Here is a 21,558-nt window from a genome sequence, read left to right as displayed (position 1 = left end):
CGTCCGGAGCAATCCGGGTGAGGGCTCTTGCTCCCTCGATAGACCGTAACCCCTCACCCGATTTGCTGCGCAAATCGACCTCTCCCAAGGGAGAGGTGAAGGGAGAGGTGATCCTTCGACGCCGTTCCAGCTCAACCTAATCTCACCGCGCCTTAGCACCGCCGCAGCTCAGGTGCGGTGCGACGCTCAGCCGCGAGAGGTTGTCTCACTCCGTCTTCCATTCCGCATCCAAGACGTTGATCGCCTTCGGGATCAGCTTGAGGCGGGTGAAGACATCGGCGATCTTCTGCTGCTCGGAAAGCACGGCCGCGTCGACCCGCCCGGCACCTAGCTCGGCGCGGTTGACCGAGCGCTCGATGATGTCGGCAGGAAGGCCGATCTTCGGGCTGAGCTCGGCCGCGTATTGCTTGCGATTGTCCTTGATCCAGCCATCGATCTCGTCGATCGCCGTCAGCACGGTCTCCAGCACCTTCGGATTCGCCTCCGCGATCGGCCGGGACGCGATATAGAAGGACACATTGGCGGCAAGGCCGGTGGCGTCCGCAATGCTGCGCGCGCCAAGGCCGGTTTCGGCCGCAGCATAATAGGGATCCCAGATCACCCAGGCGTCAACGGCGCCGCGCTCGAATGCCGCGCGCGCATCCGCCGGCGCAAGGTAGACCGGCTCGATGTCCTGGTAGGTCAGGCCGTTCGCCTCCAGCGCACGCACCAGGAAATAGTTGACGTTCGATCCCTTGTTCAGCGCCACGCGCTTCTTCCTGAGATCAGCGATCGTCTTGATCGGACTATCCTTGGGCACGATGATCGCCTCATTTCGGGGCGATGCAGGTTCGTAACCGGCATAGACGATGGTGGCGCCGGCGGCCTGCGCGAAGATCGGCGGCGCCTCGCCGACCGGACCAAAGTCGGCCGCGCCAATATTCAGCGATTCCAGTAGCTGTGGTCCGGCCTGGAATTCATTCCAGCTCACCGTCCAGCCCAGCGGCGCCAGCTTCTGCTCGAGGATGCCGCGCTCCTTGAGGAAGATCAAATTGCCGCCGCCCTTCTGGAACGCAATGCGAAACACCTTGTCCCTTGCCTGCGCGGCGGGCAGCGCACCCAAGCCAAGGAGAAAGCCGGCCATCGCCAGCGCAAGTGCCCGACCCGGCCAGTTTCGCATGCTCGCTTTCCCCTTCGAAAGACAGTATTGGAGAGAGGAAGCGTGTTTGATTTTACCGATCGCAGCAATTTCAAAGATGGACGGTTTCCGCCTCAAGCATTTCACGCAGCATCGGTGCGGAAGAATTTCTTTGACGCCGCCCGCAACGACAACAGGGAGAGCAGCATGCAACTATCAATGAAGGATCGCGTCGCCGTCGTGACCGGCGGCAGCAAGGGCATCGGGATCGCGGTGGCGCGCCGGTTTGCCGAATCCGGCGCCAAGGTGGCGATCCTCGCCCGCGGCGCGGCCGATCTCGCCGCCGCGCGCGAGGCGCTGGCGAAGGACGGGCTCGCGGTGCGCGACTACGTCTGCGACGTCTCGAAGGCCGCCGACATCAGCAAGACCCACGACAAGATCGTCGCCGATCTCGGTGCGATCGACGTGCTCGTCAACAATGCCGGGACGGCGCGCACGCTGGCATTCGAGAACATCAGCGACGAGGCCTGGCAGGAGGACTTCGACCTGAAGCTGTTCGCCGCGATCCGCTTCAGCCGGCTGGTCTGGCCCGGCATGAAGCAGCGCAAATGGGGCCGCATCATCAACGTGCTGAACACCTTCGCGAAGGCGCCGGCGGGCCATTCCGCGCCGACCTCGGTGTCGCGCGCCGCCGGCATGGCGCTGACCAAGGTCATGGCCAGCGAAGGCGGCGAGCACAATATCCTGGTGAATGCTCTGCTGGTCGGCCTGATCATGAGCGATCAGTGGGTCAAGCGCCACGCCGCGCAAGCACCGAACATGGATTTCGCGGAGTTCGCGAAAGGCCTTGCCAAGGGCACGCCGCTCGGCCGGATCGGCACGGCGGAGGAGTTCGCCAACCTCGCCTGCTTCCTCGCCTCCGAACAAGGCTCCTACATCACCGGCACCGCCATCAATGTCGACGGAGGCCGATCGCCGGTGGTCTAAGCTTCGGCTTGAAAATGCGCCCCCTTCACCTCGCCCCGCTTGCGGGGAGAGGGAGCCCATCGAGCACGCCGCATGGCCGTGCAAGAGCGCACCAAGGCAAAAGGCCTCCGTCACCGGAGGCCTTTTTTCTTAAACCGCGTCCTTGGCGGCCTTGACCGGCCGTGCGCGGACGATCTTCCGGGCCGGCTTGGCCTTGAACATCATCTCTTCGCCCGTGAAGGGGTTGGTGCCCTTGCGCGCCTTGGTCGCAGGCTTCTTGACCACGACGAACTTCGCGAAGCCGGGGACGAGGAACACCCCGGCCTTCTTCAGCTCCTTGTGGCCGACATCGACGAGCGTGTCCAACACGTTCTTGACATCGCGCTTGGAGAGTTCGGTGGTGGTCGCGATCTTCTCGATCACTTGCGACTTCGACAATTGGGTAGCCATGGTTGCTCCATTGATTCTGGAGTGGGCACGATATGGCTGAAAATGCCGAAAAAGACAGGGTTTTCTGCACTCCCCCCAGCAATATCGCTGTGGAAAGCCTCCGAATCAGTGATTTTTCCGCGGTTTTTCCAAGTCAAGGCACTTCCGACCCCTGAAATTACAGGGTTTGCGCGCACCCGACCGTGCTCAAAACGGCTCCCGGAGAGAATCACCATGCACCACGTGAACACCCGATGCGCGGCCTGACGCAGGGCGAATGTGAGTTGCGAAGCGTCGCGGCGCGCGACTTCAGGTTTTGGAAACGATCCTCCAAAAGGCCGAGGCATTAGAAAATGACTTGCGTTCGCATTCCATCGTAACATCGGGCAAAGCCCGCCATGGCTACGTGGCGGTCCGTCGGATGTAAGCCTTTATATGTAAGCCTTGGAATAGGTAAGCTTTGGAGACCCGCGTATGGACTTGACCCGCCTCGAGATCAACCGCCGCACGGCCCTTTTGACCTCGGCCGCCATCGCGGCCAACGTCATCAATCCGATGCGGGCCTTTGCGCAGGAGACGCCGCGCAAGGGAGGCGTGTTCAACGTCCATTACGGCGCCGAGCAGCGCCAGCTCAACCCCAGCCTGCAGGCCTCGACCGGCGTCTACATCATCGGCGGCAAGATCCAGGAGAACCTGGTCGACCTCGACGCCAACGGCCAGCCGGTCGGCGTGCTCGCCGAAAGCTGGGAGGCGGCGCCGGACGGCAAGACCATCACCTTCAAGCTGCGCAAGGGCGTCACCTGGCACGACGGCAAGCCGTTCACCTCGGCCGATGTCGAATTCACCGCCTTGAACATGTGGAAGAAGATCCTCAACTACGGATCGACGCTGCAGCTCTTCCTCACCGCGGTCGACACGCCAGATCCGCAGACCGCGATCTTCCGTTACGAGCGGCCGATGCCGCTGAACCTCCTGCTCCGGGCCCTGCCCGACCTCGGCTACGTCTCAGCCAAGCATCTCTATGAGAGCGGCGACATCAGGCAGAACCCGGTCAACCTCGCGCCTGTCGGCACCGGCCCGTTCAAATTCGTCAAGTACGAGCGCGGCCAATACATCATCGCCGACCGCAACCCGGATTACTGGCGGCCGAACGCGCCCTATCTCGACCGCATCGTCTGGAAGGTGATCACCGACCGCGCCGCGGCTGCCGCACAGATGGAAGCCGGCGAGCTGCACTACAGCCCGTTCTCGGGGTTGACGATCTCGGACATGGCGCGGCTCGGCAAGGACAAGCGCTTCATCGTCTCGACCAAGGGCAATGAGGGCAACGCCCGCACCAACACGATCGAGTTCAACTTCCGCCGCAAGGAATTGTCCGACCTCCGCGTCCGCCGCGCCATCGCGCATGCGATCAACGTGCCGTTCTTCATCGACAACTTCCTCGGCGATTTCGCCAAGCTCGGCACCGGACCGATCCCCTCGACCTCGACCGACTTCTATCCCGGCCCGGACACGCCGCAATATCCCTACGACAAGGCCAAGGCGATCGCGCTGCTCGACGAGGCCGGCTTCAAGGCAAGAGGCGGCAACCGCTTCGCGCTGAAGCTGCTGCCGGCGCCGTGGGGCGAAGACATCTCGCTGTGGTCGACCTTCGTGCAGCAGTCGCTCTCCGAGGTCGGAATCCAGGTCGACATCGTGCGCAACGACGGCGGCGGCTTCCTCAAGCAGGTCTATGACGACCACGCCTTCGATCTCGCCACCGGCTGGCACCAGTACCGCAACGACCCCGCGGTCTCGACCACGGTCTGGTACCGCTCCGGCCAGCCCAAGGGCGCGCCCTGGACCAACCAGTGGGGCTGGGAGGACAAGACCGTCGACAAGACGATCGACGATGCCGCCACCGAGGTCGATCCGGCCAAGCGCAAGGCGCTGTATGCCGAGTTCGTCAAGGAGGTGAACACGGAACTGCCGGTCTGGATGCCGATCGAGCAGATATTCGTCACCGTGATCACCGCGAAAGCGCGCAACCACTCCAACACCCCGCGCTGGGGCTCGACGAGCTGGCACGATCTTTGGCTTTCGACTTAGGGCTGGTCGCGGTTTCATCCCTCATGGTGAGGAGCGCGAAGCGCGTCTCGAACCATGAGGCCCGGCCGGTGGCCTCATCCTTCGAGACGCTTGCTGCGCAAGCTCCTCAGGATGAGGAGATACTGGGCGCGAAGCGGTCCATGCAAACTCGCCTTTAATGAACAGATCGAAATGGCGCGACAAAAGCCGTCGCACTCTGACCCTTTATCAGCCACAATAACGCATGCGCATCCTGAGCCTTGCGGGGCGGCGGCTCGCCGCCTCGATACCGACCCTTATCCTGATCCTGATCGGCGTGTTCCTGCTGCTGCAGCTCGCGCCGGGCGACACTGTCGATGCGCTGATGGCGCAGATGGGCGGCGGCGATGCCGCAACCGCCGAAGCGCTGCGCAAGTTCTACGGCCTCGACCTCTCTGTCCCGGCGCAGCTCGGCAACTACCTGTGGCACCTGGTGCGGCTCGATCTCGGCTTTTCCGCGATCTACGGCAAGCCGGTGGCAACCGTGATCCTGGAACGGCTGCCGCCGACCATCCTGCTGATGACCGCGTCGCTGTCGTTCGCGTTCTTCTTCGGCCTGGTGTTCGGCGTGATCGCCGCGCGCGGCGTCAACCGTTGGCCCGATACGCTGATCTCGACGCTCGGCCTGATCTTCTACGCCACCCCCTCGTTCTGGTTCGGCCTGATGGCGATCGTGGTGTTCTCGGTCTACCTGCAGTGGCTGCCGCCGGGCGGCTTCGAGGACATCGGCACGGTGCAGACCGGGATCTGGCGCCTGCTCGACATCGCCTCCCATCTCGTGCTGCCGACGTTGACGCTGGGGCTGATCTTCCTTGCGATTTATCTCCGCATCATGCGCGCCTCGATGCTCGAGGTCCTGAACCTCGATTTTATCAGGACCGCCCGCGCCAAGGGCCTGGACGAGACCCACGTCATCACCCGTCACGTGCTGCGCAACGCGCTGCTGCCGATGGTGACGCTGATCGGCCTGCAGGCCGGCACCATGCTCGGCGGCTCGGTGGTGGTGGAAAGCGTGTTCTCGCTGCCTGGACTCGGCCGCCTCGCCTATGAGTCGGTCGTGCAGCGCGACCTCAATACGCTGCTCGGCATCGTGTTCGTCTCCGCCCTGCTCGTCATCATCGTGAACTTCGTCGTCGATCTGCTCTACGCACGGCTCGACCCGCGCATTGCGGCGGAGGGTTAGCGATGGACGCGGTGAAACGTTACTTCCGCAGCCCTGCGGCCGTCATCGGCCTGATCCTGTTGCTGCTCGTCATCGCGATGGCGGTCAGCGCCGGCTGGCTCTATCCGCGCGATCCGCTGGCGCTCGCCGGCCGGCCGCTGCTCTGGCCGTTCACCAATCCGCGCTTCCTGCTCGGCACCGACAATTCGGGGCGCGACATCGCCGCGCAGATATTCTACGGCGCGCGGATCTCGCTGCTGATCGGCGGCGTCGCCACCATCATCGCGATCCTGATCGGCATCCTTGTCGGCGCCTTCGCCGGCTACTACGGCGGCTGGGTCGACAATGTGCTGATGCGGATCACGGAAGCATTCCAGACCCTGCCGAACTTCGTGCTGCTGCTGGTGCTGGTCGCGGTGTTCGGCTCGACCTTGACCACGGTGACGATCGCGGTCGGCGTGGTTTCGTGGCCGGCACCGGCGCGGCTGACCCGCGCCGAGTTCCTGTCGCTGCGCAACCGCGAATTCGTGCAGGCCGGCAAGACGCTCGGCATGCGGGACATCCAGCTCATTCTCGGCGAAATCCTGCCCAACGCGCTGCCGCCGGTGATCGTCTATGCCAGCGTCGTGATGGCGGTCGCGATCCTCCTGGAAAGTGCCCTCGCCTTCTTGCGGCTGTCTGATCCCAACGTCGCCTCCTGGGGCAATCTGATCGGGCTCGGCCGCGACGTGCTGCGGGTGCAGTGGTACGTCTCGGCGATCCCCGGCATTGCGATCCTCGTCACCGTGCTAGCGGTCTCGCTCGTCGGCCAGGGTCTGAACGACGCGCTCAATCCAAGGCTGAAGAGCCGATGAACGACACGGTTCTTTCTCTCGACGGGCTCACGGTCCGCCTGCCCAAGGGCGCGGACCGGCCGCATGCGCTGTCCGATGTCTCGCTGTCGATCGCCTCGAACGAAATCCTCTGCGTGGTCGGCGAATCCGGCTCGGGCAAGTCGATGATGGCCAACGCCATCATGCGGCTGTTGCCGAACGAGGTGACGATCGAACGGGGTCGGATGATGTTCGACGGCCGCGACCTCTGCGCGGCGAGTCCTGCCGAGATGCGCGACGTGCGCGGCGCCGGGATCGCAATGATCTTCCAGGAGCCGATGACGGCGCTCAATCCGCTGCGCACCATCGGCGACCAGATAGGCGAGATGTTCGGGGTCCACTCCCGCCTGTCGAAGACCGAGATCAATGCACGGGTGCTGGCGCTGCTCGACGACGTCCGTATTCCCGATCCCAAGGCCACCGCGAAAGCCTATCCGCACGAGCTCTCCGGCGGCCAGCGCCAGCGTGCCATGATCGCGATGGCGCTAGCGCTCGACCCCAAACTCCTGATCGCGGACGAGCCGACCACGGCGCTCGACGTCACCACCCAGGCGCAGATCCTGAAGCTGATCCGCGACCTGCAGCAGCGCAAGAAGACGGCGGTGCTCTTCGTCACCCATGATTTCGGCGTGGTCGCCGAGATCGCCGACCGCGTCGTGGTGATGCAGCATGGCGCGATCGTCGAGCAAGGCACCGCCGACAAGGTGCTCAACGATCCGCAGCATGCCTATACCAAGCAGCTGATATCAGCGGTGCCGCCGCTCAAGGCGCCACCGTCGCGAGTCCTCTCCGGCAAGGACATCCTGACCATCGATCGCGTCTCCAAGACCTATCGCACCGGCGGCTTCCTCGGCCGCGGCACGCGGGTCACCGAGGCGGTGAAGGAGGTGTCGCTGCAGTTGCCGCGCGGCGCGACGCTCGGCATCGTCGGCGAATCCGGGTCAGGCAAGTCGACGCTGGCCCGCTGCATCGTGCGGCTGATCGATCCCGATACGGGTTCGATCCTGCTCGACGGCAAGGATTGGGCGAAGCTCTCGCGCGACGCGGTCCGTCGCGAGACCCGCCACATCCAGATGGTGTTCCAGGATCCCTTCGCCTCGCTCAACCCGCGCCGCAAGGCGGCGGAGCTGGTGGCGCAGGGCCCGATCGTGCACGGCACCGACCGCGCGACCGCGATCGCGGAGGCGAAGAAGCTGTTCGAACTGGTCGGCCTCGATCCATCCGCCGGCGATCGCTTCCCGCACGAATTCTCCGGCGGCCAGCGGCAGCGCATCGGGCTGGCGCGCGCGCTCGCGCTGAAGCCGGATGTGCTGGTCGCCGACGAGCCGGTCTCGGCGCTCGATGTCTCGGTGCAGGCACAGGTACTGAAGCTGCTCGCCCAACTGCGCCAGCAGCTCGGCCTCTCCATCATCTTCATCACGCACGATTTGCGCGTCGCGGCGCAGATATGCGATCTCGTGGCCGTGATGAAGGATGGCGCCGTGGTCGAGCAAGGGCCAACCGCCGAGGTGTTCGGCAACCCGCAAAATCCCTACACCCAGGCGCTGCTCGCAGCGATCCCCGGCGGCGACTTCACCCGCAAGCGTGATGCCGCGCTGGTCTGACTACGCGATCTCCCGCGCGTCGCGGCGGCGGTAGACCAACAGCATCAGCGGCGCGAGCTTGCGCATCAGGCCGTGCGCGGGGATCGTGACCGGCTCGGTGAACGGCAGCGCGAGCTCGCCTTCCGGCACGCCCTGCACCGCCTTGGCGAGCTCCCGGCCGAGCGGCATGGTCAGCGCAACCGCGCGGCCGTTGCAGCCGGTCCAGCCGAAAGCATTGGGCCCGAGCCGGTGAATGCGTGGCAGGAAGTCGGAGGTCATGCCGACATAGCCGTTCCAGACATAGTCGAAGGAGACGTCGCCGATCTGCGGCCACAGCCGCTGCAATTGTTCCGTCACCCGTGCCTTGAGCCGCGCTGCCTTGTCGCCCGGACCGATCACCGCGCCGCCGGTGACGAGGCGGTTGCGGGCATCGTAGCGCGCGAAATAGAGCTCGCCGTGGGTATCGGACATCGCGAGACGGCCGGGGATGACGGTCTTGCGGACATTGTCCGACAGCGGCTGCGTCGCCATCTGCCAGGACAATACCGGCATCACCTCATGGGCGATCTGCGGCACGAGCGCCTGCGAGAACTCGCCGCTATATGCGTTGGTGGCGACCACCAGCGCGCGGCCGGAGATTTCACCCTTCTCCGTCTTCACCACCCAGCGGTCGCCGCGGCGCTCGAAGCGCGTCGCCGGCGAGCGCGCATAGATGCGCGCGCCGAGCCCGAGCACGGTGCGCGCAAGGCCCCGCGCCAGCGCCAGCGGATTGACGTGACCGCCGGTCCTGTTCCAGAAGCCGCCATACCATGCGTCCGATCCGAGCATGTCCCTGACCTGCTCGCGCGAGAGCAATTCGACCGGTGCACCGAATTTCGACCACTGCCGCACCCGCCGCTCCGCGATCCTGATGCGGCCCGGCGAATGCACCGGCTGCACCCAGCCGGCCGGCTCATGCTCGGCCTCGATCTTGTAGCGATTGACGATATCGAACAGCGTGGAGGCGCTGTCGCGCAGCATCGCGACGAAGCGCTCGCCGGCTGCGCCGTGCGTTGCGACGATGTCCTCGGGATCCGGCCGCGACAGCGTCGGGATCACCTGCCCGTTGTTGCGCCCCGATGCGCCCCAGCCCGGCTCGGCCGCCTCGACGATCGCGACATCGATATTGGCCTCGCGCAGATGCAGCGCCGTCGACAGCCCGGTGAAGCCGCCGCCGATGATCACGACATCGGCCTGCTGCGCACCCGTCAGTTCGGGACAGTCAGGGCCGGACGGTGTCACCGCAGCCCAAAGCGAATTGGGCCAGCGCACAGCATTGCTGCTCATCATGATCCTTTCTTGCGGGCGCCTGATCGTTCTGGTTAGCTCTAGTCCCTTATTACAGCCGGGAAAACAAGAAGTGGCACTCAAGAACGTCATCGGAATCGATCATGCCGTGGTCATGGTAAAGGACCTCGACAAGGCCGCCGAAAACTACAAGCGGCTCGGCTTCACCGTATCGCCGCGCGGCACCCACAGCGCGCATATGGGCTCGGGCAACTACACCATTATGTTCGATCCTGACTACATGGAATTGCTCGGCGTGCTGACGCCGACGGAACATAATGCTCCGGCGCGCGCCTTCCTGGAGAAGCGCGGCGAAGGCATCGAGCGGATCGCGTTCACCGCGGTAGATTCGGCCGAAGGCGCCGAGGAGATCCGCGCCCGCGGCTACACGCCGATAGGCCCGACCGACTTCGAGCGTCCGGTGACGCTGCCGAACGGCACAGTCTCTGCGGCAAAATTCCGCACCTTCCAGTGGCCGACCGCGGAAGCGCCCGGCGGCGTCCGCATCTTCGCCTGCCAGCACAAGACGCGAGAGACTGTGTGGATCCCTGAGCTGATGAAGCATGCCAATGGGGCAAAACGCCTCAAGCAGGTGCTGATCGTCTCGCCGGACCCTGCGACCGATGCGGCGCATCTGTCGAAGATGATCGATGTCGCCGTGCGGAACGAGGCCGACGGCGCCGTGGCGGTGCCGTCAGGCGGGGATCGCGCCGACTTCGTCTTCGCGACCAAGGATCAGCTCGGCAAGCGCTATCCCGGGGTCTCGCTTGATGGCCTGCCCGATCGCGGCGGCGCGGGCCTCGTGATCGCGGCGGATCTCGCGGCGACCAAGAAAGCGCTGGGCGGGGCCGGCGTCAGCAGCGGCAGCAGCATCTGCGTGCCGCCGGCTGCCGCCAACGGCACCCTGCTCGCGTTCGTTCAGGCATAGCCGCCATAACTTGATAGCCATCATCACTTGCGCGGCGCGGCAATCATGCACGCCCGCCGCGCAGGTTGGGGCTAGGCAGACGGAGTTCAGACGCTAGTATCTCTCCCAAATAAGAACCGTCCCTGGGAGAGAAACATGTCGCATCACCTGATTTCGCGCCGGCAGATGCTGGCCGGCACCGCCGCTGCTGGCGCAGTCGGACTGACCGGATTTCCCGCCCGCGCCGAGGTCAACTGGAAGAAATATTCCGGCACCACGCTCGAGGTCAGCCTCGCGAAGGGGCCGCGCGGCGACAACCTGCAAAAATACATCAAGGAATTCACCGAGCTGACGGGCATCAAGGTCGAGTCCGAGCAGGTCCCCGAGCAGCAGCAGCGGCAGAAATGCGTGATCGAACTGTCGTCCGGAAAACCGAGCTTCGACGTCGTTCACCTCAGCTATCACGTGCAGAAGCGGCAGTTCGAGAAGGCCGGCTGGCTCGCCGACATGTCCGGCTTCCTCAAGGATCCGAGCCTCACGCTGCCCGATCTCGTCGAGAGCGATTTCTCCGCCGCCGGCCTGCAATATGCGCGCAACGACAAGGGCCAGATGCTGTCGCTGCCGTGGTCGGTCGACTATTTCATCCTCTACTACAACAAGGAGCTGTTCCAGAAGAAGGGCGTCGAGGTCCCGAAGACGCTCGACGAGATGGCGATCGCCGCCGAGAAGCTGACCGATCCGAAGGAAGGCATCTATGGCTTCGTCGGCCGCGGCCTGCGCAACGCCAACATGGCGATGTGGACCAATTTCTATCTGAACTATGGCGGAGAATTCCTCGATGCCAAGGGCAACATCCTGACCGACGGCCCCGAGGCGATCGAGGCCACCAAGCTCTATCAGCGCCTGCTGACCAAGTCGGCGCCTCCGGGCGTGGCCGGCTTCAACTGGATGGAGTCGATGGCTTCCTTCACGCAGGGTCGCTCGGCGATGTGGATCGACGCCGACGGCTGGGCGCCGCCGCTTGAAGATCCAAAGGCCTCGCGCGTGGTCGGCAAGGTCGGCTACACCATCGTGCCGGCCGGGCCGAAGGGCCAGTTCTCGTCCACCTACGGCGACGGCGTCGGCATCGCTGCGGCCAGCCCGAACAAGGAAGCCGCCTACCTGCTCTGCCAGTGGGTGGTCTCGAAGGGACAGGGTGCGCGTCTGCTGCAGGCCGGCGGCGGCGTGCCGTTCCGCAACTCGATCGTCGACGATCCCGAGGTCAAGAAGGGCGTGAAGACCAAGGAGTGGCTGCAGTCGGTGGTCGACTCCGCCAAGATCTCCAAGCTCGGTCTGCCCGTGATTATCCCTGTCGCCGAGTTCCGCGACATCGTCGGCGCGGCTTTGACCGCTACGCTGTCGGGCGCCGATCCCGCCACCGAGCTCAAGAAGGCGCACGAGCAGTTCCGCCCGATCCTGGAGCGCAGCGAAAAAGCGTGAGCACGGTCATACAAGCGACCTCGGCCGCGGCTGACAACGCCGCGCCGGAGCGTGAATGGCGTCCGCCGTCCTATTGGCCGTTCGTGATCCCGGCGCTCGTCGTGGTGCTGGCGGTGATCATCTTCCCGTGGGTGTTCACGATCTGGATGAGCATGCACGAATGGAAGGTGGGTTCGCCCACCACATTCGTCGGGCTCGCCAATTATTTGCGGCTGCCGACCGACCCGCGCTTCGTCGAAGCGGTCGGGCATACGTTGCTCTACACCGCGCTGTCGGTGGTGCTGCCGCTGATCTTCGGCACGCTGGCCGCGATCGTGTTTCACCAGAAGTTCGCCGCTCGCGGCTTCCTGCGCGGCATCTTCATCATGCCGATGATGGCAACCCCGGTGGCGATCGCGCTGGTCTGGACCATGATGTTCCACCCGCAGCTCGGCGTGCTCAACTATCTGCTCTCGCTGGTCGGGCTGCCGCCGCAGCTCTGGGTATTCAACCCGAACACGGTGATCCCGTCGCTGGTGCTGGTCGAGACCTGGCAGTGGACGCCTCTGGTCATGCTGATCGTGCTCGGCGGCCTCGCCGCGATCCCGACCGAACCATACGAAAGCGCGCAGATCGACGGTGCCAATTTCTGGCAGGTGTTCCGCTTCATCACCTTGCCCCTGATCATGCCGTTCCTGTTCATCGCGGGCATGATCCGCATGATCGATGCGGTGAAGAGTTTCGACATCATCTTCGCGATCACGCAAGGCGGACCGGGCTCGGCGTCGGAAACGATCAACGTCTATCTCTACAGCGTCGCCTTCGTCTATTACGACCTCGGCTACGGCTCGGCGATCGCGGTGGTGTTCTTCCTGTTGATCGTCGCGCTCGCGGCCCTCCTGCTCTATCTGCGCAAGCGCATGTTGTGGACGGCAGAGCTCGGAGGCGGCGCATGAATCTGCGTCAGCTGCTGGGACGGATCGGGCTGTGGCTGTCGGTGTTCGTCATCGTCTCGCCGGCGATCCTGTTCTTCCTCTGGATGGCCTCGCTGTCGCTGAAGTTCGAGATCGACAACGCCGCCTATCCGCCGGTGTTCATCCCGGAGAATTTCGCCTGGAAGAACTATGCCGACGTCTTCGCCTCCAATCGCTTCGTGACCTACTTCGTCAACAGCCTGATCGTGACCGGCTCTGCGACCGGGCTCGCGATGCTGGTCGGCGTGCCCGCGGGCTACGGCATCGCGCGGATGGCCGCGCACAAATCCGCGGTCGTGATCCTGATCGCGCGCATCACGCCGGGCCTCTCCTACCTGATCCCGCTGTTCCTGCTGTTCCAGTGGCTCGGCCTGCTCGGCACGCTGGTGCCGCAGGTCATCATCCATCTCGTGGTCACGGTGCCGATCGTGATCTGGATCATGATCGGCTATTTCGAGACCACGCCGCTGGAGCTCGAGGAAGCCGCGCTGATCGACGGCGCCACACGCTGGCAGGTGTTCCGCCACGTCGCGCTGCCGATCGCCAAGCCGGGGCTCGCGGTCGCCTTTATCCTCGCCGTGATCTTTTCCTGGAACAACTTCGTGTTCGGCATCGTGCTGGCCGGGCGCGAGACGCGCACGCTGCCGGTCGCGGTCTACAACATGATCTCCTTCGATCAGTTGAGCTGGGGCCCGCTCGCCGCCGCCGCGCTGATCGTAACCGCGCCGGTGCTGCTGCTCACCGTGCTGGCGCAGCGGCAGATCGTGGCCGGGCTCACCGCAGGCGCGGTGAAGGGCGGCTAGAGCAACATGAAGTTATGGGGCCGTCGCAGGGGGCGCTGCCAAAATATCGAAAACAACCCCATGCAAAGTAACCGGCCGCGGCCGGCGTTCGACCAGGCAACTTGACACGTCGGGCAACTCGGAGATATTCTTCTAATATTCCGAAATTGCGCAAGGATCCTCTAGGCAGCGAGCGCCTCCAGCACCGCGGCCGAATCCGTAACCCAACCGAAGATGCCGCCCTGGGCCTTGATCATCTTCAGGCCCATCTCGTGGAATTCCGGGAAGTAGGACGCGCAGCCGTCGGAGATCACGACGCAGCGATAGCCGCGATCATTGGCCTCGCGCACGGTGGTGTTGACGCAGACCTCGGTGGTGACGCCGCAGACCAGCAGGTTCTCGATGCCGTATTTCTGCAGGATGTCGCCGAGCTCGGTGGCATAGAACGCGCCCTTGCCGGGCTTGTCGATCACGACCTCGCTGTCGAGCGGATAGAGCTCAGGGATGATGTCGTGCCCCGCCTCGCCACGGATCAAAATTCTCCCCATCGGGCCGGGATCGCCGATCCGTAAGCGAGGCGCGCCGCGCTCGATCTTGGCAGGCGGTGCGTCGGACAGATCAGGCAGATGGCCCTCGCGCGTGTGGACCACAAGCAGCCCGACGGCGCGCGCGGCCTGCAGCACGGTGGCGATCGGCTTCACCGCACGCACGAGCTGGCCGACATCGTTGCCAAGCGTCTCGCCGAAGCCGCCCGGCTCCATGAAATCGCGCTGCATGTCGATGATCACGAGTGCGGTCCTGCTCCAGTCGAGCGTGATCGGCTCCGGCTCCGCGGCGATCGTACCGTTCAGGTTCGTCATGATGTTCGCCCCATCGAGCAATCAATCAGCACATTCGGCAAGCAAGTGACGTGCCATGATGCACTGTCCCGTCCATCGCACCAGTCGTCAAATCGACGGTTATCTCAGTCGCTTGGGCACCGTACTTGTGTTTGCTCGTCGCTGCGGCGCGCGCATCCGTCTGCGGTGACGACACCTTACATGCGCCAGATTCGCGCTGGCACGATCATTGCTCGATCGGAGGCCGACGGAACGGCGAGGACCGTTCGCGGCATGGCGCAGCGCGCCTCAGACATTCGGGAGGACAGGCATGAACGGACTTGGCGGTCTCAACAAATCACCCAACGGCGTCGTGATCGGACTGGTGCAGCTGCAACTCCCCGTGGTTGCGACCAGGGCCGATCTGGCGCGGCAGACCGAGCGTATCGTCTGGATGGTCGGCAAGGCGCGGCGCAATCTCTCCACCATGGATCTCGTCGTGTTTCCCGAATATTCGCTGCACGGCCTGTCGATGGATACCAATCCGGAGATCATGTGCCGGCTCGACGGGCCTGAAGTGGCGGCTTTCAAGCGGGCCTGCATCGAGAACAAGATATGGGGCTGCTTCTCCATCATGGAGTTCAACCCGCACGGCAACCCCTACAATTCGGGCCTGATCATCGACGATTGCGGGGAGATCAAGCTTTATTATCGCAAGTTTCATCCCTGGATTCCGGTCGAACCGTGGGAGCCGGGCAACATCGGCATCCCCGTGATCGAAGGACCGAAAGGCGCCAAGATCGCGCTGATCATCTGCCACGACGGCATGTTCCCCGAGATGGCCCGTGAATGCGCCTACAAGGGCGCGGAGATCATGATCCGCACCGCGGGCTATACCGCGCCCATCCGCGAGAGCTGGCGGTTCACCAATCAGGCCAACGCGTTCCAGAACCTGATGGTGACGGCCAACGTCTGCATGTGCGGCTCGGATGGTTCGTTCGACTCGATGGGCGAAGGCATGATCGTCAATTTCGACGGCAGCATCATCGCGCACGGGACCACCGGACGCGCGGACGAGATCATCACCGCCGAGGTGCGGCCCGATCTCGTGCGGGAGGCCCGGATCAACTGGGGCGTCGAGAACAACATCTACCAGCTGTGGCATCGCGGCTATGTCGCGGTAAAGGGCGGCGCGATGGACTGCCCCTATACCTTCATGCAGGACATGGTGTCAGGCCGCTTCCGGCTGCCCTGGGAAGATCAGGTCAAGGTCACAGACGGCACGTCCTGCGGTTTCCCTGCGCCGACACGGATGTTTGGCGGAACTGCGAAGGCAGCCGAATAACCGGCCGAGCTGGTGTCACTTGAAGAAATGCACCAGCCCGATGCTCAGGCCGAGCAGCAGCAGGAGCGACAGGGTGACGGCCGCCGTTACCCGGCCGCCGACGGTCGAGAGCACGCGCACGTCGACGCCGAGGCCGAGCGCCGCCATCGACACGACGGTGAGGATCGCCGCAGTCTTAGTCACCGGCGCGATCACGATGTCGGGCACGAGCTGGAACGAACGCAGCGCGGCGAGCACCAGGAAGCCGATGATGAACCAGGGCACCAGCTTGAAGGGACTGATGGACACGGCCTTGGCGGCCCCGGCCTCCTGCTTGCGGCGCCGCGCGACAAGTAGCGAGAGGCCGACCACGATCGGGCCCAGCATCAAGACCCGCACCAGCTTCACCAGCGTGCCGAGCTGGGTGCTGACGATGCCGGCCGGCACGGTCGCCGCCAGCACCTGCGGCACGGCATAGACCGTGAGCCCTGCGAGAATGCCGTATTGCGTGGCCGAGAGCTGCAGCAGGGGAATCAGCAGCGGCAGGCCGAGCACCATCAGTACGCCGAGAATGGCAGTGAACGAGATCGACGAAGCGATGTCGTCACCATCGGCTCCAATCACGGGAGCAACGGCCGCGATCGCGGAATTGCCGCAGATCGAGTTGCCGCAGGCGATCAGGACCGAGAGCTTGGCCTTGAGCCCGAGCAGCCGGCTGAGGCCATAGCTGATCGCCAGCATGATCACCACGGTCACGGCGATCGCGCCGATCAGGAGATAGCCGGATGCCACGATCGCCGCGAAGCTGATCGAGGCGCCGAGCAGCATCACCGCGACCTCGAGCAGCTGCTTGGCGCTGAAGGCGATGCCCGAGCGCCAGCGCTCCGACGGCTGCCAGGCGGTGCGCACCGCCATGCCCAAGAGGATCGCGACGACCAGCGCCTCGATATAGGGGTGGTCGAACACGCGCTCCTCGACGGCCTGGACGCCGAGCGAGATGACCGTGACCACTCCGCAGAGGAGGATACCTGGAATGAGAAGAAGGGCCCGCCTGAGCGGGCCCGGCTTTTGCCCCTGTTCGGTGGATGGTTCCGGCACGAAATCTCCTTTTCGGAGAAGATTTATGCGCAAACACAGTCACTTTGGCTAATATATTTTCGAACTGCCCCAATAGAGAGAAGTTATGTCCCTTAACCTGCATCTGCTCCGCCTGTTTGCGGCCGTGGCCAAGACCGGGAGCTTCTCCCGCGCCGCCGACCTGCTGCACATCAGCCAGCCGGCGATCTCTAAGGGCGTGCGCGATTTCGAGCTGCAGGTCGGCTGCCGGCTGCTCGACCGGACGCCCAAGGGGGTGCGACCGACCCGGGAAGGCGCCGCGCTGGCGCGGCATGCGGAGACGCTGTTCGCCGCCGAGCGGGCCGCGGAGGACGAGTTGCAGGCGTTGCGCAACCTCGACAGCGGCTCGCTGCGGATCGGTGCCAGCACGACGATCGCGACCTACATGATCCCGGAATATCTCGGCATCTTCCATCGCGCCTTTCCCGGCATCGACCTGCACGTGGTCAGCGCCAACACCAGCGATATCGCCGCGCTGATGCTGGGGCACGAGATCGAGATCGCCCTGGTCGAGGGGCCGGTGGAAGATGAGAACCTGACGAGCACAGCCTGGCGTACCGACGTGATGGGCCTCATTGCCGGTCCCGACCACCGCTTCGCGGCGGCGCCCGGGCCGATCGACCTCCGTCAGCTCAACGACGAGATCCTGATCGTGCGCGAGCCGGGCTCAGGCACGCGCGAGGTGGTCGCGCAGGCGCTGGCCGCCCACCGCGTCGAGCCGCAGCGGACGCTCGAGATCGGCAGCACCGAGGCGATCAAGCAGGCGGTCGCCGCGGGCGTCGGTGTCGCCATGGTTTCGATGGCGACGATCGACGATCAGGTCAGGCTTGGAAAGCTGAAGGTGATCCCGATCAAGGGCGTCCCGATCGAGCGCACGCTGTGGCAGCTCAAATCGCCCGGCCGGCTGGAGGTGCCGGCGGCGGTCGCGTTCGAAGGGATCATCCGGGAGACGAAAGCTGCTAAGACGTCGCGCGCGCGGGCGGCAAGAGCGTGATGAGATGAGGTTGAGCTGGATCGGCAGCGGAGGTTCACCTCTCCCTTGGGAGAGGTCGGCGCGTAGCGCCGGGTGAGGGGTTCCGGTCCCTCGTTAGAGCTGCGGCCCCTCACCCGATTTGCTTCGCAAATCGACCTCTCCCCATTGGGGAGAGGTGAAGCGAGTGCATGGCCGAAGCGTTTCGATCCAAGCTCATCTAAAGCGCGGCAAACAGACCCTGCGCCCAGGCCACGGCATGCTCGAAGTTGAAAACGCCGGGCTCGAAATAGACCGCACGCGCCAGCACGATGCCCACGACCAGTACCCAGAACAGGCTGGTGCCCGCGGTCTTCAGCCATGTCGACGCACGCCCGCGAGCAATCGAAGGATCGATTGCGGGGACCGGCTCGCCGAAAGGATCGAATGCGGATTGGCTCATTGTCGCGACCATCTGGAATGCCCTTAAGATGTCGCGACAACAGGCCCAGAAGCAAGGGTAGCGCAGTGCCTTTTGCGGCAGCTAGTTGGAAGGACGTTTTCCGGCACGGAGAGGCAAGAGCATTTCCTTCTCAGCGCTCCCGGACCTCAACTGTCGGTCCCGCGCTGCGGCGCCACCCGCGGCAGCGTGATCCGCACCCTTGTCCCCATCCCCGGGGCACTGTCGAGATCCAGTTCTCCGCCCAGCCGGTTCATGACGATGTTATGGACGATGTGCAGGCCGAGCCCGATGCGGCCATTGTCGCGGCGCGTGGTGAAGAACGGATCGAAGGCCTGCCGCCGCACGTCGTGGCCCATTCCGCAGCCATCATCGGCGAACAGGATTTCCACGTGGTCTGCGCCGGACGCACGCAACCGGATCGCGATGGTGCCGCCCTTGCCATCCGGAAACGCGTGCGCAACCGAATTGACGAACAGGTTGGTCAGCACCTGGCCGTAAGGGCCCGGATAGCTGTTCATTGCAAGATGAGGCGCGCAATCGACCTCGAGCGCCAGATTGTTCTTCGGCAACGCCGGACGCAGGTTCGAAAGAACCTGCTCAGTCACCTCGCTGAGATCGAACTCGCGCCGTTCGAAATAGTTTCGATCGACCGCCACCTGCTTGAACGATTGCACCAGATCGGCGGCGCGCTTGAGATTGCCGACAAGCAGCGACGATGCGCTTTCGACGACTTCGATGAAATCAGTCAGGCTGGACCGCTTCAACTTGCCGCGCGCCACCTCGGTAGCAAAGTCGGCGCATTTTTGCTCGAGCACCGAGGCGACGGTGAGGCTGGTGCCGACCGGGCTGTTGATCTCGTGCGCGACGCCGGCCACCAGCCGACCCAGCGCCGCGAGCTTTTCCGCCTCGATCAGCGACGCCTGGGTCTCCTGCAGATGATGCAATGCCCGCTCGGCCGCATCACGGGCGGCACGGATCTCGCGTTCGCTCCGCTTGCGCTCGGTGATCTCTTCGGCCGCAACGTTGACGCCGACGATGCTCCCGTTCGGCGCGCGCTGCGGGTGCCAATACGTGATCCAGCATCGCTCGTCATTGTGCCCCGGGCGCTGGCCGTAGACCTCAACGCCGGTCACGGGTTTCCCAGTCTCCATGATCGAACGAACGATGCCTTCGACCGCCGAGGCCAATGCGGGCACGCAATCGCGTACCGTACGTCCGAGATGACCCTCGACCGAAATGCCGCAGATCTCGGTGAGACGCTGGTTGATCTGGAGATAGCGGCAGTCGGGAGAAAGGTAGGCAAGACCGATCGGCGCCGTGTCATAGATCAACTGCAGCGCCGGTTGTTTTGGGAACTGAATGTCCTGAACGACGGACGACCTCATGTCCTATCCCCGGTTCAGGGAAGTCTAGCGGTTCACGGCGGGCCGCAATAGCCTCACGTTGGTTCCGGGGCCGAATCCGTCCGGATTTGGCACGAACTGCATATTGGCTCGACGAGGCCCGTGTAATCGTACCGCACCTTCGCGCCAAAACACAACCCATGGTTGGGTTGCGTGCGATGCGAACAGCGCGCCCCCACGTCGGCCGCGCGCCAGGCGCGTCAGGTTCAGCTATTGGCCGCGTCGTGCGGCTTGAAGTTCTCGATCAAGCGCAGCAGCACCCTCGCGCCGGTCTCGGCGTCGACGAGTTCGACATGCTCGGCCGGGTTATGGCTGATCCCGTCGCGGCAGCGCACGAAGATCATGCCGATATCGGCGATATCGACCATCGCCATGCCGTCATGTCCCGCCCCGCTCGGCAGTTCGAACACAGCGAAGCCCTCGGTCGCGACGGCGCCGGCGATCTGCGCCGTCAGCCACGCCGCGCAGGGCACGCTGCGGTTTTCGTGGGTGACATCGACGTGCAGCGTCAGCTCGCGGCGTTTCGCGATCACCTCGATCCGCTGCAAGATCTCAGTCACCGCATGCTTGCGATGCGCGTCGCTCTGCGAGCGGATGTCCATAGTGAAGGACACCTTGCCCGGGATCACGTTGGTCGCGCCGGGCATGGCGCTGATATGGCCGACGGTGCCGACGAGGCCGGCTTGATCGGCCTTGCAGAACTGCTCGATCGCAACGATGCATTCAGCTGCGCCGGCTAGCGCGTCGCGTCGGAGCGGCATCGGCACGGTGCCGGCGTGGCCGGCCACGCCGGTGAGATTGGCGACAAGCCGGGTCGCACCCGCGATCGCGGTGACGACGCCGACGGGCAGTTTCTTCTCCTCCAGCACAGGCCCTTGCTCGATATGAAGCTCGACATAACCGAGCAGGTCGCGGCGTGCGCGCGCTGCGTTACTGATATGATCGGGATCGAGCCCGAACTGGGTCAGGGCGTCGCGCAGCGATGTCCCGGCGCGATCTCGCGTGTCGAGCACGCCCGTGTCGAACGTGCCGGCCACCGCACGGCTGCCGAGCAAGGTCGAGGCGAAGCGCACCCCCTCCTCATCCGCGAAGCCCACGACCTCGATCGCGAATGGCAGCCGCTTGCCGCGTCGATTGAGATCCGTGACGCAGGCGATCGCGGTGATCACGCCGAGCGGCCCGTCCCATTTGCCGGCGTCGCGCACCGTATCGTAATGCGAGCCGAGCATGAGGCACGGCAAACCGGGCTGATCGCCTTCGTAGCGGCCGCAGACATTGCCGATCGCGTCGAGATGGGCACTCATGCCCGCCTCTCGCATCCACGACAGGATCAGATCGGCGGCCCTGCGGTGCTCATCCGTCAGGAAGATGCGCGCCAAGTGCTCGGGCGTCTCCGAGATCGCGGCAAGCGCATCTATCCGCGCCACGATCTCCTCGCCGAGCGATGACTGCTTGGTTCCGGCTGCCGTTTCCATCTCGCTCAGCTCTCCCGCGCGACCGTATCGATCCCATCGGCCGAACCGGCCTGCGCCTCCGACCGCCCCTCACTCGTAGCAGGCCCGGTTCAATTCACCAGTCAGCACGTCAGGCCTTTTGCGCAGTCCCGGCCAAGGCCTCGACCGCACTCACCAGGTTAGCGGGTGCTCAACGGGATTGCATACAATGTCGCTCGATAGCCTAAAATATATGCAAAGAGCGAATGCACGGCCCTCGGACGCCCTGCCCACGCAACACGTTCTCCTTCTTCTTCAATCGTTTACGTCGTTGTGACCGCGAAACGCGCTCTGGCACGAAGCTTGCGAC

Annotated in this window: 19 protein-coding genes; 11 read left to right on the top strand and 8 right to left on the bottom strand. The window is 64.4% G+C overall.

Going from position 1 to position 21,558, the window contains the following annotated elements:
- Positions 1-205: 205 nt before the first annotated feature.
- Positions 206-1,159 carry a sulfonate ABC transporter substrate-binding protein gene (locus AS156_RS26250; protein WP_066510505.1) on the bottom strand — a complete coding sequence of 318 codons (954 nt, stop codon included), beginning with the start codon at positions 1,157-1,159 and terminating at the stop codon, positions 206-208.
- Between the two features lie 165 nt (positions 1,160-1,324).
- On the opposite strand from AS156_RS26250, the gene AS156_RS26245 reads away from it, so the two are divergent.
- Entirely contained in the window at positions 1,325-2,104 is a 780-nt protein-coding gene (locus AS156_RS26245; protein ID WP_066510635.1) for an SDR family oxidoreductase, read from the top strand.
- Between the two features lie 129 nt (positions 2,105-2,233).
- Here the strand turns inward: AS156_RS26245 and AS156_RS26240 are convergent, their stop codons facing one another.
- A complete protein-coding gene (locus AS156_RS26240) occupies positions 2,234-2,533 on the bottom strand; it encodes an HU family DNA-binding protein (RefSeq protein WP_066510502.1) in 300 nt (99 codons plus the stop codon).
- 453 nt (positions 2,534-2,986) lie between these two features.
- On the opposite strand from AS156_RS26240, the gene AS156_RS26235 reads away from it, so the two are divergent.
- The 4 genes from AS156_RS26235 (at position 2,987) to AS156_RS26220 (ending at position 8,256) form a co-directional block, all read left to right on the top strand.
- Positions 2,987-4,600, top strand: a complete 1,614-nt coding sequence (locus AS156_RS26235) for an ABC transporter substrate-binding protein (RefSeq protein ID WP_066510500.1) — start codon at positions 2,987-2,989, stop codon at positions 4,598-4,600.
- Between the two features lie 223 nt (positions 4,601-4,823).
- Positions 4,824-5,801: an ABC transporter permease gene (locus AS156_RS26230; protein ID WP_066510498.1), complete on the top strand. Its 978-nt coding sequence runs from the start codon at positions 4,824-4,826 to the stop codon at positions 5,799-5,801.
- A gap of 2 nt (positions 5,802-5,803) precedes the next feature.
- The gene (locus AS156_RS26225) at positions 5,804-6,634 is read left to right on the top strand and encodes an ABC transporter permease (protein WP_066510497.1); all 831 of its coding nucleotides are present in this window, start codon (positions 5,804-5,806) and stop codon (positions 6,632-6,634) included.
- Positions 6,631-8,256: an ABC transporter ATP-binding protein gene (locus AS156_RS26220; protein WP_066510495.1), complete on the top strand. Its 1,626-nt coding sequence runs from the start codon at positions 6,631-6,633 to the stop codon at positions 8,254-8,256. Before AS156_RS26225 ends, AS156_RS26220 begins: the two co-directional genes overlap by 4 nt.
- Here AS156_RS26220 and AS156_RS26215 read toward each other — a convergent pair whose 3' ends face one another.
- The gene (locus AS156_RS26215; protein ID WP_066510492.1) at positions 8,257-9,561 is read right to left on the bottom strand and encodes an NAD(P)/FAD-dependent oxidoreductase; all 1,305 of its coding nucleotides are present in this window, start codon (positions 9,559-9,561) and stop codon (positions 8,257-8,259) included.
- Positions 9,562-9,634: 73 nt separating this feature from the next.
- Between AS156_RS26215 and AS156_RS26210 the strand changes: the two genes are divergently transcribed.
- The 4 genes from AS156_RS26210 to AS156_RS26195 all read left to right on the top strand — a co-directional run bounded on the left by AS156_RS26210 (position 9,635) and on the right by AS156_RS26195 (position 13,703).
- Positions 9,635-10,489, top strand: coding sequence for a VOC family protein (locus tag AS156_RS26210; RefSeq protein WP_066510490.1), 855 nt, complete (start codon positions 9,635-9,637; stop codon positions 10,487-10,489).
- Between the two features lie 135 nt (positions 10,490-10,624).
- On the top strand, positions 10,625-11,947 hold the full coding sequence (locus AS156_RS26205; RefSeq protein WP_066510486.1) for an ABC transporter substrate-binding protein: 1,323 nt from the start codon (positions 10,625-10,627) through the stop codon (positions 11,945-11,947).
- Positions 11,944-12,882, top strand: a complete 939-nt coding sequence (locus AS156_RS26200) for a carbohydrate ABC transporter permease (RefSeq protein WP_066510480.1) — start codon at positions 11,944-11,946, stop codon at positions 12,880-12,882. The genes AS156_RS26205 and AS156_RS26200 overlap by 4 nt, the downstream gene beginning before the upstream one ends.
- Positions 12,879-13,703: a carbohydrate ABC transporter permease gene (locus AS156_RS26195; protein ID WP_066510471.1), complete on the top strand. Its 825-nt coding sequence runs from the start codon at positions 12,879-12,881 to the stop codon at positions 13,701-13,703. Before AS156_RS26200 ends, AS156_RS26195 begins: the two co-directional genes overlap by 4 nt.
- Before the next feature lie 161 nt (positions 13,704-13,864).
- Here the strand turns inward: AS156_RS26195 and AS156_RS26190 are convergent, their stop codons facing one another.
- Entirely contained in the window at positions 13,865-14,542 is a 678-nt protein-coding gene (locus AS156_RS26190; RefSeq protein ID WP_066510632.1) for a cysteine hydrolase family protein, read from the bottom strand.
- Between the two features lie 289 nt (positions 14,543-14,831).
- Between AS156_RS26190 and AS156_RS26185 the strand changes: the two genes are divergently transcribed.
- A complete protein-coding gene (locus tag AS156_RS26185) occupies positions 14,832-15,845 on the top strand; it encodes a formamidase (protein WP_066510469.1) in 1,014 nt (337 codons plus the stop codon).
- 15 nt (positions 15,846-15,860) lie between these two features.
- On the opposite strand, the gene AS156_RS26180 is transcribed toward AS156_RS26185, so the two are convergent.
- The gene (locus AS156_RS26180) at positions 15,861-16,922 is read right to left on the bottom strand and encodes a YeiH family protein (RefSeq protein ID WP_066510466.1); all 1,062 of its coding nucleotides are present in this window, start codon (positions 16,920-16,922) and stop codon (positions 15,861-15,863) included.
- Positions 16,923-17,007: 85 nt separating this feature from the next.
- Between AS156_RS26180 and AS156_RS26175 the strand changes: the two genes are divergently transcribed.
- Complete coding sequence (locus tag AS156_RS26175; RefSeq protein WP_066510464.1) at positions 17,008-17,934, top strand: LysR family transcriptional regulator; 927 nt, start codon at positions 17,008-17,010, stop codon at positions 17,932-17,934.
- Between the two features lie 196 nt (positions 17,935-18,130).
- Here the strand turns inward: AS156_RS26175 and AS156_RS26170 are convergent, their stop codons facing one another.
- The 3 genes from AS156_RS26170 to AS156_RS26160 all read right to left on the bottom strand — a co-directional run bounded on the left by AS156_RS26170 (position 18,131) and on the right by AS156_RS26160 (position 21,230).
- Positions 18,131-18,352: a hypothetical protein gene (locus AS156_RS26170; protein ID WP_066510630.1), complete on the bottom strand. Its 222-nt coding sequence runs from the start codon at positions 18,350-18,352 to the stop codon at positions 18,131-18,133.
- Between the two features lie 146 nt (positions 18,353-18,498).
- Complete coding sequence (locus AS156_RS26165) at positions 18,499-19,737, bottom strand: ATP-binding protein (protein WP_066510456.1); 1,239 nt, start codon at positions 19,735-19,737, stop codon at positions 18,499-18,501.
- 224 nt (positions 19,738-19,961) lie between these two features.
- Entirely contained in the window at positions 19,962-21,230 is a 1,269-nt protein-coding gene (locus AS156_RS26160; RefSeq protein ID WP_066510455.1) for an allantoate amidohydrolase, read from the bottom strand.
- Between the last annotated feature and the right edge of the window lie 328 nt (positions 21,231-21,558).

Origin of the sequence: Bradyrhizobium macuxiense, assembly GCF_001542415.1 — a bacterium.
In the GTDB taxonomy this organism is placed as follows: Bacteria; Pseudomonadota; Alphaproteobacteria; order Rhizobiales; family Xanthobacteraceae; genus Bradyrhizobium; species Bradyrhizobium macuxiense.
This window is presented reverse-complemented; position numbering and strand designations above follow the sequence as displayed.

Coding starts and splice junctions, on each gene's coding strand:
- AS156_RS26250 (WP_066510505.1), bottom strand. CDS start 1,159: ATGCGAAACTGGCCGGGTCGGGCACTTGCGCTGGCGATGGCCGGCTTT.
- AS156_RS26245 (WP_066510635.1), top strand. CDS start 1,325: ATGCAACTATCAATGAAGGATCGCGTCGCCGTCGTGACCGGCGGCAGC.
- AS156_RS26240 (WP_066510502.1), bottom strand. CDS start 2,533: ATGGCTACCCAATTGTCGAAGTCGCAAGTGATCGAGAAGATCGCGACC.
- AS156_RS26235 (WP_066510500.1), top strand. CDS start 2,987: ATGGACTTGACCCGCCTCGAGATCAACCGCCGCACGGCCCTTTTGACC.
- AS156_RS26230 (WP_066510498.1), top strand. CDS start 4,824: ATGCGCATCCTGAGCCTTGCGGGGCGGCGGCTCGCCGCCTCGATACCG.
- AS156_RS26225 (WP_066510497.1), top strand. CDS start 5,804: ATGGACGCGGTGAAACGTTACTTCCGCAGCCCTGCGGCCGTCATCGGC.
- AS156_RS26220 (WP_066510495.1), top strand. CDS start 6,631: ATGAACGACACGGTTCTTTCTCTCGACGGGCTCACGGTCCGCCTGCCC.
- AS156_RS26215 (WP_066510492.1), bottom strand. CDS start 9,561: ATGAGCAGCAATGCTGTGCGCTGGCCCAATTCGCTTTGGGCTGCGGTG.
- AS156_RS26205 (WP_066510486.1), top strand. CDS start 10,625: ATGTCGCATCACCTGATTTCGCGCCGGCAGATGCTGGCCGGCACCGCC.
- AS156_RS26195 (WP_066510471.1), top strand. CDS start 12,879: ATGAATCTGCGTCAGCTGCTGGGACGGATCGGGCTGTGGCTGTCGGTG.
- AS156_RS26190 (WP_066510632.1), bottom strand. CDS start 14,542: ATGACGAACCTGAACGGTACGATCGCCGCGGAGCCGGAGCCGATCACG.
- AS156_RS26185 (WP_066510469.1), top strand. CDS start 14,832: ATGAACGGACTTGGCGGTCTCAACAAATCACCCAACGGCGTCGTGATC.
- AS156_RS26175 (WP_066510464.1), top strand. CDS start 17,008: ATGTCCCTTAACCTGCATCTGCTCCGCCTGTTTGCGGCCGTGGCCAAG.
- AS156_RS26170 (WP_066510630.1), bottom strand. CDS start 18,352: ATGAGCCAATCCGCATTCGATCCTTTCGGCGAGCCGGTCCCCGCAATC.
- AS156_RS26165 (WP_066510456.1), bottom strand. CDS start 19,737: ATGAGGTCGTCCGTCGTTCAGGACATTCAGTTCCCAAAACAACCGGCG.
- AS156_RS26160 (WP_066510455.1), bottom strand. CDS start 21,230: ATGGAAACGGCAGCCGGAACCAAGCAGTCATCGCTCGGCGAGGAGATC.